This window comes from Kitasatospora sp. NPDC101155 (assembly GCF_044768305.1).
In the GTDB taxonomy this organism is placed as follows: Bacteria; Actinomycetota; Actinomycetes; order Streptomycetales; family Streptomycetaceae; genus Kitasatospora.
Genome location: NZ_JBIWPN010000006.1, coordinates 356,321 through 373,287, shown reverse-complemented (window position 1 = coordinate 373,287; position 16,967 = coordinate 356,321). Strand labels below are relative to the sequence as shown.

At 72.1% G+C, this 16,967-nt stretch carries 8 protein-coding genes; 7 read left to right on the top strand and 1 reads right to left on the bottom strand.

Annotated features, from left to right (window positions below; all coding sequences use genetic code 11):
* Window positions 1-94: 94 nt before the first annotated feature.
* Window positions 95-2,839, bottom strand: a complete 2,745-nt coding sequence (gene glgP, locus ACIRYZ_RS12445) for an alpha-glucan family phosphorylase (protein WP_402942616.1) — start codon at window positions 2,837-2,839, stop codon at window positions 95-97.
* 1,080 nt (window positions 2,840-3,919) lie between these two features.
* Here glgP and ACIRYZ_RS12440 point away from each other — a divergent pair.
* The 7 genes from ACIRYZ_RS12440 (at window position 3,920) to pyk (ending at window position 16,906) form a co-directional block, all read left to right on the top strand.
* Window positions 3,920-5,875, top strand: a complete 1,956-nt coding sequence (locus ACIRYZ_RS12440; protein ID WP_402942681.1) for an alpha-1,4-glucan--maltose-1-phosphate maltosyltransferase — start codon at window positions 3,920-3,922, stop codon at window positions 5,873-5,875.
* Complete coding sequence (treS, locus tag ACIRYZ_RS12435) at window positions 5,872-7,596, top strand: maltose alpha-D-glucosyltransferase (RefSeq protein WP_387617108.1); 1,725 nt, start codon at window positions 5,872-5,874, stop codon at window positions 7,594-7,596. Before ACIRYZ_RS12440 ends, treS begins: the two co-directional genes overlap by 4 nt.
* A gap of 254 nt (window positions 7,597-7,850) precedes the next feature.
* Complete coding sequence (locus ACIRYZ_RS12430; protein ID WP_393031665.1) at window positions 7,851-9,341, top strand: maltokinase N-terminal cap-like domain-containing protein; 1,491 nt, start codon at window positions 7,851-7,853, stop codon at window positions 9,339-9,341.
* Window positions 9,342-9,655: 314 nt separating this feature from the next.
* The gene (glgB, locus tag ACIRYZ_RS12425) at window positions 9,656-11,875 is read left to right on the top strand and encodes a 1,4-alpha-glucan branching protein GlgB (protein ID WP_402942612.1); all 2,220 of its coding nucleotides are present in this window, start codon (window positions 9,656-9,658) and stop codon (window positions 11,873-11,875) included.
* A gap of 153 nt (window positions 11,876-12,028) precedes the next feature.
* Window positions 12,029-14,164, top strand: a complete 2,136-nt coding sequence (gene pta, locus ACIRYZ_RS12420) for a phosphate acetyltransferase (RefSeq protein WP_402942609.1) — start codon at window positions 12,029-12,031, stop codon at window positions 14,162-14,164.
* A complete protein-coding gene (locus ACIRYZ_RS12415) occupies window positions 14,161-15,384 on the top strand; it encodes an acetate kinase (protein WP_402942606.1) in 1,224 nt (407 codons plus the stop codon). The genes pta and ACIRYZ_RS12415 overlap by 4 nt, the downstream gene beginning before the upstream one ends.
* A 94-nt stretch (window positions 15,385-15,478) precedes the next feature.
* Window positions 15,479-16,906 carry a pyruvate kinase gene (gene pyk / locus ACIRYZ_RS12410; protein WP_393031653.1) on the top strand — a complete coding sequence of 476 codons (1,428 nt, stop codon included), beginning with the start codon at window positions 15,479-15,481 and terminating at the stop codon, window positions 16,904-16,906.
* The last annotated feature ends 61 nt before the right edge of the window (window positions 16,907-16,967 follow it).

The window sequence follows — 16,967 nt, the reverse complement described above, 5'->3', positions numbered from 1 at the left end:
GCTCCCCTCGGCCGACACACCGGGCAAGCGGACGGCTGCCGTCCGTAGCACCCCGGACGGCAGCCGCAGCGGGCGGTGTCAGCGCCCTCGGGTGTCAGCGCAGCAGCCCCGCGTCCATCCCCGCCGACTCCGCCGGGAGGGCGACCAGCCCCAGCTCGGCCGGGGAGGCCAGCCGGGGGTGGGCGGGCAGCACCCGGACGGTGTAACCGAACGGGCCGGTGCGGCCGAGCTCCAGCGAGCCCTCGTAGCGGGTGCGGCCGTCCAGGTCCGGACCGCCGACCGGCTTGAGGGCGAGCACCGAGGCGTCCGAGATGCCGTCGGTCTCGTCCACCCGGCCGGAGACCGCCTGCACCTCGACGTCGCCCGGCTCCAGCGCCCCGAGCGCGACCTGCACCCGCAGCGCCAGCGAGCTGCCCAGCTCCTGGGCCTCGGCCGGGCAGTCGGCCTCGACGTGCTCGACCCGCACGGCCGGCCAGCCGTCCCGGACCTTCGCCTTCCACAGCGCCAGCTCACGGGCGGCTGTGACTCGCCCGCTCGCCTCCAGACGCTCGGACCCGTTGCCGACGCTCCCTCCTTCGGCTCGGGGCGGGAGCTCCACCCTCAGCTCCCGCTCGGCCAGCGCCGCCGGGGCGTACAGCCGCTCGACGTACTCGCGCACCATCCGCCCGGCCAGCACCTTGGGCCCGAGGGTGACCAGGGTGTGCCGGACCATGGCGATCCAGCGGTGCGGCAGCCCGTCCGTGCCCCGGTCGTAGAACCGGCCGGCGACCTGCTCCTCGATCAGGTCGTACAGCGCGGCGGCCTCGATGTCGTCGCGCCGCTCGGCCTCGCTGCTCTCCGGGTCGAGCACGCCGGCGGCCTCGTCGGCGGTGGGGATCGCCCAGCCGTTCTGGCCGTCGTACCACTCGTCCCACCAGCCGTCCAGGACGGACAGGTTGAGGCAGCCGTTGAGCGCGGCCTTCATCCCGGAGGTGCCGCAGGCCTCCAGCGGGCGCAGCGGGTTGTTCAGCCAGACGTCGCAGCCCGGGTAGAGGCGCCGGGCCATCGCCATGTCGTAGTCCGGCAGGAAGACGATCCGGTGCCGCACGGTCGGGTCGTCGGCGAAGGCGACCATCTGCTGGATCAGCCGCTTGCCGCCGTCGTCGGCCGGGTGGGCCTTGCCGGCCACCACGATCTGCACCGGCCGGGTGGGGTGCAGCAGCAGGCCGCGCAGCCGTTCCGGATCGCGCAGCATCAGGGTGAGCCGCTTGTACGAGGGCACCCGGCGGGCGAAGCCGATGGTGAGCACGTCGGGGTCGAGCACCGAGGCGACCCAGCCGAGTTCTGCCTCGCCGGCTCCGCGCTGGCGCCAGGAGGCGCGCAGCCGGCGGCGGGCCTCGTCCACCAGCTGGGCCCGCAGGCTGCGGCGCAGGTCCCAGATCTCGGTGTTGCCGATCCGCTCCAGGCCGGTCCAGCGCTGGGTCTCGCCGGTGGTCATCGCCTCCTCGGCGCGGTCGGCGCCGATCTCGGCGGCGCCGAGGCGGACCACCGCCGGGTCGATCCAGGTGGTGGCGTGGACGCCGTTGGTGACCGAGGTGATCGGCACCTCGGCGGGGTCGAAGCCGGGCCAGAGGCCGTTGAACATCGAGCGGCTGACCTCGCCGTGCAGGGTGGAGACCCCGTTGGCGCGCTGGGCGAGCCGCAGGCCCATGGCGGCCATGTTGAACAGCTTCGGGTCCCCGCCGTACCAGGTCTCGGCGCCGAGCCCGAGCACCGACTCGACCGGGACGCCGGGCAGCGCGACGTCGCCGCCGAAGTGGCGGGCGACCAGCTCGCGGTCGAAGCGGTCGATGCCGGCCGGGACGGGGGTGTGGGTGGTGAACAGGGTGCCGGCCCGGACGGACTCCAGGGCGGCGGCGAAGTCCAGGCCCGCGGTGTCGGTTTCGGCCGGGCCGGCGGCGACCAGTTCGCGGATCCGTTCGACGCCGAGGAACCCGGCGTGGCCCTCGTTGGTGTGGAAGACCTCGGGGGCGGGGTGCCCGGTGAGCCGGCAGTAGGCGCGCACGGCCCGGACGCCTCCGATGCCGAGCAGCATCTCCTGGAGCAGCCGGTGCTCGCTGCCGCCGCCGTAGAGCCGGTCGGTGACGTCCCGTTCGGCTGGTGAGTTGGCCTCGATGTCGGAGTCGAGCAGCAGCAGCGGGACCCGCCCGACCTCGGCCTTCCAGACGTGGGCGGCCAGGGTGCGGCCGCCGGGCAGGGCGAGGTCGACCCGACAGGGGGTGCCGTCGGGCTCGCGGAGCAGGCTGACGGCGAGCTCGTCCGGGTCCAGCAGTGGGTAGCGCTCCTGCTGCCAGCCGTCCCGGTTGAGCGACTGGCGGAAGTAGCCGTGCCGGTAGAACAGCCCGACGCCGATGATCGGCACGCCGAGGTCGCTGGCCGCCTTGAGGTGGTCGCCGGCCAGGATGCCGAGGCCGCCGGAGTACTGGGGCAGTGTGGCGGCGATGCCGTACTCGGGCGAGAAGTAGGCGATCGCCCTGGGCGGCGGGGTGGCCCCGGTCTCCAGCTGGGTCTGGTACCAGCGCGGCCCGGTGAGGTACTCGCGCAGGTCGTCGGCGAGGTCGCCGAGTCTGCGCAGGAACCGCCGGTCGGCGGCGAGCGCGGCGAGCCGGGCGGCCGGGACCTCCCCGAGCAGCCGCACCGGGTCCTCGCCGGTCGCGGCCCAGACCTCCGGGTCCACGGACCGGAAGAGGTCCCTGGTCTCGGGATGCCAGGACCAGCGCAGGTTGAGGGCCAGCTCGTGCAACGGCTGGAGTTGTTCGGGCAGGACGGTGCGGACGGTGAATCTGCGGATTGCCTTCACAGGCGTGAAGCGTAGCCTTCTGGGCCGCCATGACAGTGGCTCAAGTGGGCTATTGGGCATCCGTTCGGCCTATTGATGAGATCGCATTCGGCGCATTGGTCTGCACGGGGGGCGCGCGAGGCGCGCATTCCGAGGCGTCGCGCTACCAATGCATGAACTCTGCGGAACGGATCCATTTCCGGATGCTCATCCACTCCGGACAAAGCCCGAAACTACTGTCGTACCGCTGCGAAAACCTTGTCCCCGGTGCGAGGATGACCGAAGGTCGTAGATGCTGCGGGGACGCCTCCCGTCACCGTGAAGCAGCACGTCCGAATCCTTTTCGCGTTGATCGTTCCCGTTCTCCCTTAGCCCGTTCGGCGCGCGCCGCGCACCGGCGCGTGTCCTCCACACCGGTCCGCTCGTTCACGGGTCGACCGAGCCGCCAGGGGCGTGCCCCCCGGAGGCGTGCGCCGGGACACGCGCGGGCTCCGGGGTGTCCAGCCACCGCCACGGCGGGCGCCGGGCAGGTTGCCGGGGACAGCGGCGCGGGCAGGCTCCGGTCGCACGTCCTCCCCACCCCAGCAGTCCTCCCGGCACTCCCCTGGCCCGACCCCCCGGCCCGCGGGAGCTGCCGCCGATCTCGGGCAGGAGTTTGGCATGCACGGCGACACGCGGGACCAGTCCACACCGGTGGCCGAAACCCTCGACGCAGCGGTCGCGGAATCCGCCGCGCGGATGGATTCTGACACTCGGACAGACCCGGCGATGCCGTCGCCGAGGGTGTCCGGGGCGGACCGTACCGAATCCTCCGAAGCCCCGGCCTCCACGGCACAGCCCTCCGCAGCGACCCGACAACCCGGGGTCGAGGAGGGCCGGACCGCGGCACCGCGCAGGCGCACCACCACCACGCGCCGCACCGCCGCCGCGACGGCCACCACCCGCCCGGCCGCCGACCCCGAGGCCGGCGCCTCGACCGCTGCCGCCGCGACCGCCCCTGCCCGCAGGAGCGGCGCGAAGGGCACGGCCAAGAGCCCCGCCAAGAGCACGACCAAGACCGCCACCAAGCCCTCCGCCCGCAAGACGACAGAGAGCGACACCGTGATCGGCCGCATCCCCGTCCTGGACGTCAGCCCCACCGTCGACGCCGGCCGCCGCCCGGCCAAGGCCGTCGTCGGCGAGACCTTCGCGGTCACCGCGACCGTCTTCCGCGAGGGCCACGACGCCGTCAACGCCAACGTGGTGCTGCGCGACCCGCGCGGCCGCAGCGGCCCGTGGACGCCGATGCGCGAGCTCGCCGAGGGCACCGACCGCTGGGGCGCGTACGTCACCCCGACCGCGCCCGGCCGCTGGTCGTACCTGGTGGAGGCGTGGAGCGACCCGATCGCCACCTGGCGCAAGGCCGCCTCGATCAAGCTGCCGGCCGGGATCGACACCGCGCTGGTGCTGGAGGAGGGCGCCCGGCTGCTGGAGCAGGCCGCCGCCGGGGTGCCGAAGAAGGAGGGCCGGGCGCACGTGCTGGCCGCCGCCGACGCGCTGCGCGACCCGGGGCTGCCGCCGCTGTCCCGGCTGGCCGCCGCGCTCGCCCCCGAGGTGCTGGAGCTGCTGGCCCGCTACCCGCTGCGCGAGCTGCTCACCGCCTCCCGGCCGCTACCGCTCCAGGTGGACCGCGAGCGCGCGCTGTTCGGCTCCTGGTACGAGTTCTTCCCCCGTTCGGAGGGTGCGGTGGTGGACCCCAACGGGGTCGAGCCGCCGCTGTCGGGCACCCTGCGCAGCGCCGCCGAGCGGCTGCCGGCGGTGGCCGCGATGGACTTCGACGTGGTCTACCTGCCGCCGGTGCACCCGATCGGGCGAGCCTTCCGCAAGGGCCCGGACAACACCCTGACGGCCGGTCCGCACGACGTCGGCTCACCCTGGGCGATCGGCTCCCCCGAGGGCGGCCACGACGCGGTCCACCCGGACCTCGGCACCATCGAGGACTTCGACCACTTCGTCGCCGAGGCCCGGGCCCTGCACCTGGAGGTGGCGCTGGACTTCGCCCTCCAGTGCTCCCCCGACCACCCGTGGGTGAACAAGCACCCGGAATGGTTCAGCCACCGCGCGGACGGCACCATCGCGCACGCCGAGAACCCCCCGAAGAAGTATCAGGACATCTATCCGATCAACTTCGATCAGGACATGGATGGAATCGTCAAGGAAACCATTCGAACCCTCCGGTTCTGGATGTCCCACGGCGTCCGGATCTTCCGGGTCGACAACCCCCACACCAAGCCGGTGGTGTTCTGGGAGGCGGTGCTCGGCGACATCGCCCGCACGGACCCGGATGTCGTGTTCCTGGCAGAGGCCTTCACCCGCCCGGCGATGATGCACACCCTCGCGAAGATCGGTTTCCACCAGTCGTACACGTACTTCACCTGGCGCAACACCAAGACCGAACTCACCGAGTACCTCACCGAACTCACCGGTGACGCGGCGGCCTACATGCGCCCCAACTTCTTCGCCAACACCCCGGACATCCTGCACGCCTTCCTCCAGCACGGCGGCCGCGCCGCCTTCGCGATCCGCGCGGTGCTCGCCGCCACCCTCTCCCCCAGCTACGGCGTCTACGCCGGCTACGAGCTGTACGAGAACGAGCCGGCCCACCCGGGCTCCGAGGAGTACCTGCACTCGGAGAAGTACGAGCTCCGCCCACGCGACTGGAACCGCACCGACACCCTCGCCCCGCTGCTCACCGTGCTGAACCGGCTGCGCCGGCGCCACCCCGCCCTGCAGCAGCTGCGCGACCTGCGCTTCCACCACACCGACAACGAGCAGGTGCTCGCCTACTCCAAGACCGCGACCACCCCCGAGGGCCTGACCGACCAGGTGATCACGGTGGTCAACCTCGACCCGCACCACGTCCAGGAGGCCACCGTCACCCTCGACGGTGACGGCCCGTTCGCGGTGCACGACGAGCTCACCGGCGCCGTCTACACCTGGGGCCGGCACAACTACGTCCGGCTCGATCCCTCAGCCGAGCCGGCTCACCTCCTCACGGTTCGGAGGAACCCAGCGTGACAGTGAACGAGCCCGTCCCCGACACCTTCCCCGAGACCTCGAAGAAGAACCTGGACCCCGAGTGGTTCAAGCGTGCGGTCTTCTACGAGGTGCTGGTGCGGTCCTTCCAGGACAGTAACGGCGACGGGGTCGGGGACCTCAAGGGGCTCACGGCCAGGCTCGACTACCTCCAGTGGCTCGGCATCGACTGCCTCTGGCTCCCACCGTTCTTCGCCTCGCCGCTGCGCGACGGCGGGTACGACGTGGCCGACTACAAGTCGGTGCTGCCGGAGTTCGGCGACCTCGCCGACTTCATGGAGTTCGTCGACGCCGCGCACGCCCGCGGCATGCGCGTGATCATCGACTTCGTCATGAACCACACCAGCGACCAGCATCCGTGGTTCCAGGCCTCCCGCGCGGACCCGGACGGGCCGTACGGCGACTTCTACATGTGGGCCGACGACGACAAGCAGTACCCGGACGCCCGGATCATCTTCGTCGACACCGAGACCTCCAACTGGACCTACGACCCGGTCCGCAAGCAGTACTACTGGCACCGGTTCTTCTCGCACCAACCGGACCTCAACTACGACAACCCCCGGGTCCAGGACGAGATGGTCGCCGGGCTGCGGTTCTGGCTGGACCTCGGCATCGACGGCTTCCGGCTGGACGCGGTGCCGTACCTGTTCGCCCGCGAGGGCACCAACTGCGAGAACCTGCCGGAGACCCACGAGTTCCTCAGGCGGGTCCGCAAGGAGATCGACGCCGACTACCCGGACACCGTGCTGCTCGCCGAGGCCAACCAGTGGCCGGAGGACGTGGTCGACTACTTCGGCGACTTCACCGGGGGCGGCGACGAGTGCCACATGGCGTTCCACTTCCCGGTGATGCCGCGGATCTTCATGGCGGTGCGCCGGGAGTCCCGCTACCCGGTGTCCGAGATCCTCGCCAAGACCCCGCAGATCCCCGCCGGCTGCCAGTGGGGCATCTTCCTGCGCAACCACGACGAGCTGACCCTGGAGATGGTCACCGACGAGGAGCGCGACTACATGTACGCGGAGTACGCCAAGGACCCCCGGATGCGCGCCAACGTGGGCATCCGCCGCCGGCTCGCCCCGCTGCTGGAGAACGACCGCAACCAGATCGAGCTGTTCACCGCCCTGCTGCTCTCCCTGCCCGGCTCGCCGGTGCTCTACTACGGGGACGAGATCGGCATGGGCGACAACATCTGGCTGGGCGACCGGGACGGCGTGCGCACGCCGATGCAGTGGACCCCGGACCGCAACGCGGGTTTCTCCTCGGCCGACCCGGGCAGGCTCAGTCTGCCGCCCATCATGGACCCGGTGTACGGCTACCAGGTGACCAACGTCGAGGCGCAGCAGAGCAGTTCGAGTTCGCTGCTGCACTGGACGCGTCGCATGATCGAGATCCGCAAGCTCAATCCGGCGTTCGGCCTCGGCACCTACACCGAACTGCCGTCCAGCAACCCCGCCGTACTGGCCTTCGTGCGCGAGTACGAGGGGGACCTGGTCATGTGCGTGAACAACTTCTCGCGGTTCGCGCAGCCGACCGAGCTGGACCTGCGGCAGTACGGCGGGCGGTACCCGGTCGAGCTGATCGGCGGGGTGCGCTTCCCGTCGATCGGCGAGTGGCCCTACCTGCTCACGCTGGCCGGGCACGGCTTCTACTGGTTCCAGCTCCGGCAGCCCCCGCGCCTGAGCGGGACCAGGCGGCCGAAGTAACGATCCGCCGCGCTCCACGGCATCCCGGTCCGCACAGCACCACCTGACCCTCCGGGGGCGCGAGTTGAACCCCCGCGCCCCCGGAGTTCTCTGCACCACCGCGTACGGAGAACAGCCCAACGGCCACCCACACGAAGGCGTGACACCCGAGCCGTGCTCGCGTGCCGCGACCGCCGCGCCGCCGAAATCCGGAAGACTGACGGACCCGGCCACGACCCGTCGGGCAGTCCGCGTCCTTCCGGGGAAAGGGAGTCATGTCCGAAACCTCCCGTTCTCAAGCCCATGTGCAGCACGACGCCCCGGCCGGTTCCGCCGCGCCGGCGGGCGTGCGGGGCACCGGGCCCCGGAGAACCGCCCTGGGGGTCAGCGAGCTCGTCCAGGCGGCCCTGCCGCTGATCGCCGAGTGGCTCCCCACCCAGCGCTGGTACGCCGGGAAGGGACGGCCCATCACCGGGCTCACCCCGGTGGTCGGAACCCCGCTCCAGGTCGGCGACCCGGCGCTGCTGCACCTGCTGCTGCGGGTCGAACACGCCACCACGGTCGGCGCCCCGCACGGCGACATCTACCAACTCCTGCTCGGCATCCGCTCGCAGGGCCCCGCGGGCATCGAGCCCAGCGCGGTGCTCGGCCGGCTGAGCCAGGGCCCGTACGACGGCGCCGCCCTCTACGACGCGGTGCACGACCCCGAGCTCACCGGCCGCCTGCTGGAACACCTCGCCACCGGCGACCGCTTCGGCTCGCTGTCCTTCCGCCGCACCCCCGGCTCCGGACTGCCCACCAACATCCCCGGCCGCGCCTCCACCGCCGAGCAGTCCAACAGCTCGGTCATCTACGGCACCTCCTACATCCTCAAGCTGTTCCGCCGCATCCACCCCGGCACCAACCCCGACCTGGAGCTCTCGCTCGCACTCTCCCGGGCCGGCTCCACCCGCATCCCCCGGGTCGCCGCCTGGTTCGAGAGCCGGATGGAACGCGCCGAGCCCGCCACCCTCGGGCTGCTGCAGCGCTACCTGCCGGACGCCGAGGACGGCTGGGAACTCGCCCTCGACCAGGTCGGCCGACTCAAGGGCGACCGCTCCCCCGGCAACTTCGCCATCGAGGCCCACCGGCTCGGCCGGGCCACCGCCGAGGTGCACCGGGTGCTGGCCCGCTCGATGCCGGTCGCCCGGCTCGACCGCACCCAGACCGGACGGCTCGCCACCGCGATGGCCGACCGGCTGGACAGCGCCGTCGCCGCCGTCCCCGGACTGCTGCGCTTCCGGGCCGCCCTGCGCACCGCCTTCCAGCAACTCGCCGACGCCCACCCGGACGGCCTGCCGGTCCAGCGCATCCACGGCGACCTGCACCTCGGACAGGCCATGCGCACCCCGCACGGCTGGGTGCTGCTGGACTTCGAGGGCGAGCCGGCCAAGTCCGTCAACGAGCGCCGCGAGCCGCAGCCCGCCCTGCGCGACGTCGCCGCGATGCTGCGCTCCTTCGACTACGCGGCCGCCCACCTGCTGGCCGGCGGCCCGGTCGACCCGGAGCTGGCCCACCTCGCCGCCGCCTGGGCCCAGCGCAACCGCACCGCCTTCTGCGCCGGCTACACCGCCGGGGGCGGCGCCGACCCGGCCGCCTCGCCGGAGCTGATGCGGGCGCTGGAGATCGACAAGGCGGTGTACGAGGTGGTGTACGAGGCCCGGCACCGGCCCAGCTGGCTGCCGATCCCACTGGCCGCGATCAACCGGCTCGCCCTCTCCGTCTGACTCCGCCCTCCCCGTCCCGCCCGCCACGAGTTCGCCCACCCCCGCCGCAGGAGGACCACGCCGTGACGCCGCCCGACCCGACCGGCCGCCCCACCCGCCCCGTTCCGGCCACCTTCTCGGCCGGGGCCTCCGCCCCGCCCCGAGCCGAAGGGCGCGCCGGTGCCGAAAGCGTGGGCCCCTCCTGCCCGATGGCGGGCAAGGAGGGAGAGCGACAAGCGACCGACGAAGGAGGGAGCGCCGGAGCGAAGAGCGTCGGCGCCGGATCAGAGCGCCCGGAGGCGAGCGGGCGAGCCACTCCACCCGAGGCACCCTTCGTGCCGGATCCTCCGACGGGTGCCCTGCGCCTCCCCGAGGCGCCGCTGCCGCCGGCCGAGGTGGAGCGGTTGGTGGGCGGGCAGCACCACGACCCGCACGCGCTGCTCGGCGCGCACCCGGTGCACGGCGGGACCGCGATCCGGGTGCTGCGCCCGTTCGCCGAGCGGGTGGTGGTGGAAACCGCCCAGGGCCCGGCCGAACTCACCCACCAGCAGGGCGGGTTGTTCACCGGGCTGTTGGCGGGCCGCGAACTCCCGGACTACACCCTGCTGGTGACCTACCCCGGCGGCGAGCCGCTGCGCCAGCACGACGGCTACCGCACCCCGCCCACCCTCGGCGAGCTCGACCTGCACCTGATCTCCGAGGGCCGGCACGAGCAGCTGTGGCAGGCGCTCGGCTCGCACGTGCGCACCGTCGGCGGCGTCCCCGGCACCGCCTTCGCGGTCTGGGCGCCGAACGCCGCCGGGGTCCGGCTGATCGGCGACTTCAACCACTGGGACGGCACCGGCCATCCGATGCGCTCGCTCGGTTCCTCCGGGATCTGGGAGCTGTTCGTCCCCGGCCTCGCCGAGGGCACCACGTACAAGTACGAGATCCACACCCGGCAGGGCTGGGTGCTCGACAAGGCCGACCCGCTGGCCCGGGCCGCCCAGTGCCCGCCCGGCACCGCCTCGGTGGTCACCTCCTCCTCGTACGCGTGGCAGGACGGCGAGTGGATGGCCCGCCGGGCCCGCGCCGCGCACCACCGCGCGCCGATGTCGGTGTACGAGCTGCACCTGGCCTCCTGGCGGCCCGAGCTCACCACCTACCGCGAGATCGCCGACGAACTACCGCGCTACGTCAAGGAGTTGAACTTCACCCACGTGGAGTTCATGCCGGTGATGGAGCACCCCTTCGGCGGCTCCTGGGGCTACCAGGTCTCCGGCTACTACGCCCCCACCGCCCGGCTCGGCGGCCCCGACGACTTCCGGTACCTGGTGGACACCCTGCACCGCCACGGCATCGGCGTGATCGTCGACTGGGTGCCCGCGCACTTCCCCAAGGACGACTTCGCGCTCGCCCGCTTCGACGGCGAGCCACTGTACGAGCCGGCCGACCCGCTGCGCGCCGAGCACCCGGACTGGGGGACGCTGGAGTTCGACTACGGCCGCAAGGAGGTGCGCAACTTCCTGGTCGCCAACGCCGTCTACTGGTGCGAGGAGTTCCACGTCGACGGCCTGCGGGTGGACGCGGTCGCCTCGATGCTCTACCTCGACTACTCCCGCGAGGGCGGCGACTGGACGCCCAACCAGTACGGCGGCCGGGAGAACCTGGACGCGGCCGCGTTCCTCCAGGAGATGAACGCGACCGTCTACCGCCGCTGCCCCGGCGTACTCACCGTCGCCGAGGAGTCCACCGCCTGGGACGGCGTCACCCGGTCCACCGACGCCGGCGGCCTCGGCTTCGGACTGAAGTGGAACATGGGCTGGATGCACGACTCGCTGGTCTACATGTCCAAGGAGCCGGTGCACCGCAAGTACCACCACAACGAGATCACCTTCTCGATGGTGTACGCCTACTCCGAGAACTACATCCTGCCGATCTCGCACGACGAGGTCGTCCACGGCAAGCAGGCCCTGGTCTCCAAGATGCCCGGCGACTGGTGGCAGCAGCGCGCCAACCACCGCGCCTACCTGGGCTTCATGTGGTCCCACCCGGGCAAGCAACTGCTGTTCATGGGACAGGAGTTCGCCCAGGGCGCGGAATGGCACCACGAGCAGGGCCCGCAGTGGTGGGTGCTCGACGAGAAGTGGCCGGCGCACCGGGAGCACCTGGGCGCGCGCCGCCTGGTCCGCGACCTCAACCGGATCTACCGGGACACCCCCGCCCTCTGGGAGCTCGACACCACCCCGGACGGCTTCCGCTGGCTGGACGGCGGCGCCGCCGAGGACAACCTGCTTTCCTTCGTCCGCTTCGCCGCCGACGGCACCCCGCTGGTCGCCGTCTGCAACTTCTCCCCCGTCGTCCGGCACGGCCACCGGGTCGGCCTGCCCGCCCTGGACAGCCGCGAGCAGCTCTGGGAGGAGGTGCTGAACACCGACGCCGAGACCTACGGCGGCGGCGGCGTCGGCAACTCCCACCCGGTCAAGGCCGAGCCTGTCGAGTGGAACGGCCAGCCCCGCTCGGCCGAGCTGGTCCTCCCCCCGCTCGCCACCGTCTGGCTCCGCCCGGCACGCTGATCCCCGTCCCTCCGGGCGCCCCTCCCGCGGGCGCCCGGAGGTGACCTTCGTCCCTTGCCGCCCGGGGCGCCCTCTGCTCGCGGACAGCTGTTCGGGGTGCGAAGGTATGGTCGAGATGACCACCTTCCGAGACGACGGGACGGAGACATCCACGTGGCGCGCAGCGTGTACGTGACCGGCATCGACCGGGGGGACGGCCGACAGGCCGTCGAACTCGGGGTCATGGAACTGCTCACCCGCCAGGTGGACCGGGTCGGGGTGTTCCGTCCGCTGGTGCACGCGGCCGCCCCCGGCGAGCCGGGCTCGGACCACGTGGTCGAACTGCTGCGCGGCCGCTACCGGATCGAGCTGCCCGGCTCCGAGCTGTACGGGCTCACCTACGAGGAGGCCACCGCGCTGCAGGCCGCCCAGGGACAGGACGAGCTGGTCTCCGCCCTGGTCGACCGCTTCCGCGCGCTGGAGCGGCGCTGCCAGGCCGTCCTGGTGCTCGGCACCGACTTCGCCGACACCAACATCCCGGACGAACTGGCCTTCAACGCCCGCCTCGCCAACGAGTTCGGCGCCGCCGTGCTGCCGGTGGTCGGCGGCCAGGGCAAGGACCCGGAGGCCGTGATCGCCGAGGTGCGCAACGCCCACCGGGCGTACACCGACCTCGGCTGCGAAACCCTGGCCATGATCGCCAACCGGACCGCCCCGAGCGCCAAGCAGCGGATCCAGCGCACCCTCACCGAGAAGCTGCCGATCCCCGCCTACGTCATCCCGGAGGAGCCGGCCCTGGCCGCGCCGACCGTCGCCCAGCTGGTCGAGGCGACCGGCGCCGAGGTGCTGCTCGGCGATGCCGCGGGCCTGGCCCGGGACGTGCGCGGCTTCGTCTTCGGCGGCGCCATGCTGCCCACCTTCCTGGACGCGCTGACCGAGGGCGCCCTGGTGGTCACCCCCGGGGACCGCGCCGACCTGGTGGTCGGCTCACTGGCCGCCCACGCGGCCGGCGCCCCGCCGATCGCCGGCGTGCTGCTGACCCTCGGTCAGCACCCCGGCCCCAACGTCATGGCGCTGGCCGCCCGCCTCGCCCCCGGCACCCCGGTCGCGGTCGTCCCCGAGGGCAGCTGGCCCACCGCCGCCACCCTGACCCACCTGGAGGGCGCGCTCACCGCGGCCAGCCCCCGGAAGGCCGAGATCGCCCTCGGCCTATTCGAACTGCACGTCGACACGGCCGAGTTGACGAACCGGATCGAGGTCGGCCGGTCCGAGCGGGTCACCCCGATGATGTTCGAGCACGAGCTGCTGGAGCGCGCCCGGGCCGGTCGCCGACACGTCGTCCTGCCCGAGGGCACCGAGGAGCGGGTGCTGCGCGCGGCCGAGATCCTGCTGCGCCGCAACATCTGCGACCTCACCCTGCTCGGCGAGATCGACGCGGTGCGCCGCAAGGTGGCGAGCCTGGGCATCGACCTGCCGCAGGCCGGGGGAGAACCGGGCGCCGACCGCGCCCAGGCCCGGATCGTCGACCCGGCCACCAGCCCGCTGCGCCGGCAGTTCGCCGAGCTGTACGCCCGGCTGCGCGCCCACAAGGGAATGACCGTCGAACTGGCCCTGGACGTGGTCACCGACGTCTCCTACTTCGGCACCCTGATGGTCCAGGAGGGCATCGCCGACGGCATGGTCTCCGGCGCGGTGCACTCCACCGCGGCGACCATCCGGCCCGCCTTCGAGGTGATCAAGACCTCGCCGGGCGCCTCGATCGTCTCCTCCGTCTTCTTCATGTGCCTGGCCGACAAGGTACTGGTGTACGGCGACTGCGCGGTCAACCCCGACCCGGACGCCCAGCAGCTGGCCGACATCGCGATCCAGTCCGCCGCCACCGCCGCCCAGTTCGGGGTGGAGCCGCGGGTCGCGATGCTCTCCTACTCCACCGGCACCTCCGGCTCGGGCGCGGACGTCGACAAGGTCCGCAAGGCCACCGAGCTGGTCCGCGAGCTGCGCCCGGACATCCTGGTCGAGGGCCCGATCCAGTACGACGCGGCGGTGGACGAGCTCGTCGCCGCCACCAAGCTGCCGGGCTCGCCGGTGGCCGGGCGGGCGACCGTGCTGATCTTCCCTGACCTCAACACCGGCAACAACACCTACAAGGCCGTCCAGCGCTCGGCCGGCGCGATCGCGGTCGGCCCGGTGCTGCAGGGGCTGCGCAAGCCCGTCAACGACCTCTCGCGCGGGGCACTGGTGCAGGACATCGTCAACACCGTCGCGATCACCGCCATCCAGTCCCAGGACGACAAGGAGCCGAGCGCATGAGTGAAGGGACGCGCGTTCTGGTGCTCAACGCCGGCTCCTCGTCGGTGAAGTACCAGCTGATCGACATGCTGGACGGCGCCAAGCTGGCCTCCGGGCTGGTCGAGCGGATCGGCGAGTCGAGCGGCCGGCTGGCGCACACCCCGCGCGCGGGCGAGCGGCGCGAGGTGCTGCAGGTCTTCCCGGACCACTCGGCCGCGCTGAAGGCCGTCGCCGAGGAGCTGGCCGCCGACGGCCTCGGGCTGGACTCCCCCGAGCTGGCCGCGATCGGCCACCGGGTGGTGCACGGCGGCAAGCGGTTCACCGAGCCGACCGTGATCACCGACGAGGTGCTCAAGGAGATCCGCCGGCTGATCCCGGTCGCGCCGCTGCACAACCCGGCCAACATCACCGGCATCGAGGTGGCCCGCGCGCTGCGGCCCGACCTGCCGCAGGTGGCCGTCTTCGACACCGCCTTCCACGCGTCGATGCCCGAGTACTCGGCCCGGTACGCGATCGACAAGGCCGTCGCCGACGAGCACCGGGTACGCCGCTACGGCTTCCACGGCACCTCGCACCAGTACGTCTCGCGGGCCACTGCCCGGCTGCTCGGCAAGGACCCGGCCGAGGTCAACGTGATCGTGCTGCACCTGGGCAACGGCGCCTCCGCCTCGGCGGTCAGCGGCGGGCACTGCGTGGACACCTCGATGGGCCTGACCCCGCTGGAGGGCCTGGTCATGGGCACCCGTTCGGGCGACATCGACGCCGGCGTGGTGTTCCACCTGCACCGGGTCGGCGGGCTGTCCGTCGACGAGATCGACGACCTGCTCAACCGCCGCAGCGGCCTGCGCGGCCTGTGCGGCGAGAACGACATGCGCGAGATCATGCGCCGGGCCGACGAGGGGGACGCGGACGCGAAGCTCGCCTTCGACAGCTACGTCCACCGGCTGCGCAAGTACATCGGCGGCTACTACGCGGTGCTCGGCCGGGTGGACGCGATCGCGTTCACCGCGGGCGTCGGGGAGAACGCGGCGCCGGTGCGCGCGGCGGCCACCGCCGGGCTGGACGAGCTGGGCATCGCCGTGGACCCGGAACTGAACTCGGTGCGCTCGGGCGAGCCCCGGATCATCTCGCCCGCGTACGCCCGGGTGGCGGTCGCGGTGGTGCCCACCGACGAGGAGCTGGAGATCGCCCGACAGGCCTTCGCCCTGGTGCACCTGGAGGGGGAGAAGTCCGAGGACTGACACACCGTCGTCTCGCTCCTCGGAATCCTTCGTCGGCGATTCCCCACGATTCGTGCCGAATGCACCTATAGCACGAACGGATAGACTGATCCATATGCGCCGAGCGAAAATTGTCTGCACCCTGGGTCCGGCGACGGACTCCTACGAACAGCTGAAGGCCATCGTCGAGGCGGGCATGAACGTCGCCCGACTGAACATGAGCCACGGCAACCACGCGGACCACGAGGAGCGGTACCGAAAGGTCCGCCAGGTCTCGGAGGACACCGGCAAGGCCATCGGCGTCCTGGCCGACCTCCAGGGTCCCAAGATCCGTCTGGCGACCTTCGCCAACGGCCCGGTGACCGTCGACAACGGCGACGAGTTCACCATCACCACCGAGGACGTCCCCGGTGACCAGCACATCTGCGGTACCACCTACAAGGGCCTGCCCGGCGACGTGAAGCCCGGCGACCCGATCCTGATCAACGACGGCGTCATCGCCCTGGAGGTCGTCAGCGTCGACGGCCCGCGGGTGAAGACCGTAGTGGTCGAGGGCGGCGTGCTCTCGAACAACAAGGGCATCAACCTGCCCGGCGCGGCCGTGAACGTGCCCGCCCTGTCCGAGAAGGACAAGGACGACCTGCGCTTCGCGCTGCGTCTGGGCGTCGACATGGTCGCCCTGTCCTTCGTCCGCAACGCGGACGACATCAAGGACGTCCACGAGGTCATGGACGAGGTCGGCATCCGGGTGCCGGTCATCGCCAAGATCGAGAAGCCGCAGGCCGTCGAGGCCATGGAGGAGATCGTCCTCGCCTTCGACGCCATCATGGTCGCCCGCGGCGACCTGGCCGTGGAGTACCCGCTGGAGCGGGTGCCGCTGGTCCAGAAGCAGCTGATCACCCTGGCCCGCCGCAACGCCAAGCCGGTCATCGTCGCCACCCAGATGATGGAGTCGATGATCCACGCCAGCCGCCCGACCCGCGCCGAGGTCTCCGACGTCGCCAACGCCATCCTGGACGGCACCGACGCGGTGATGCTCTCCGCCGAGTCCAGCGTCGGCAAGTACCCGGTCGAGACCGTCCGCACCATGAGCCGGATCTGCGAGAAGGCCGAGGAGGAGCTGGTCTCCCAGGGCCTCCAGCCGCTCAACCCGGGCCGCAAGCCGCGCACCCAGGGCGGCTCGGTCGCCCGCGCCGCGTGCGAGCTGGGCGACTTCCTGAACGGCAAGGCGCTGATCGCGTTCACCAAGTCCGGTGACACCGCGCGTCGGCTGTCCCGCTACCGCTCGCCGATCCCGGTGATCGCGTTCACCCCGGACGCGGCCACCCGCAACCAGCTCTCGCTGAGCTGGGGCGTCGAGTCGTACGTCACCGAGCAGGTGGCCACCACCGACGCGATGGTCGCGCAGGTCGACCGCGAGCTGCTGAAGATGGGCGCCCTGAGCGAGGGCGACACCGTCATCGTCACCGCCGGTGTCCCGGTCGGCATCCCCGGCACCACCAACATGGTGCAGGTGCACCGCCTGGGCAGCCACGGCGAGTGACGCTCCGCTAGCACGAACGCAGGTGGGGCGGTCCTCCTGAACGGGAGGGCCGCCCCACCTG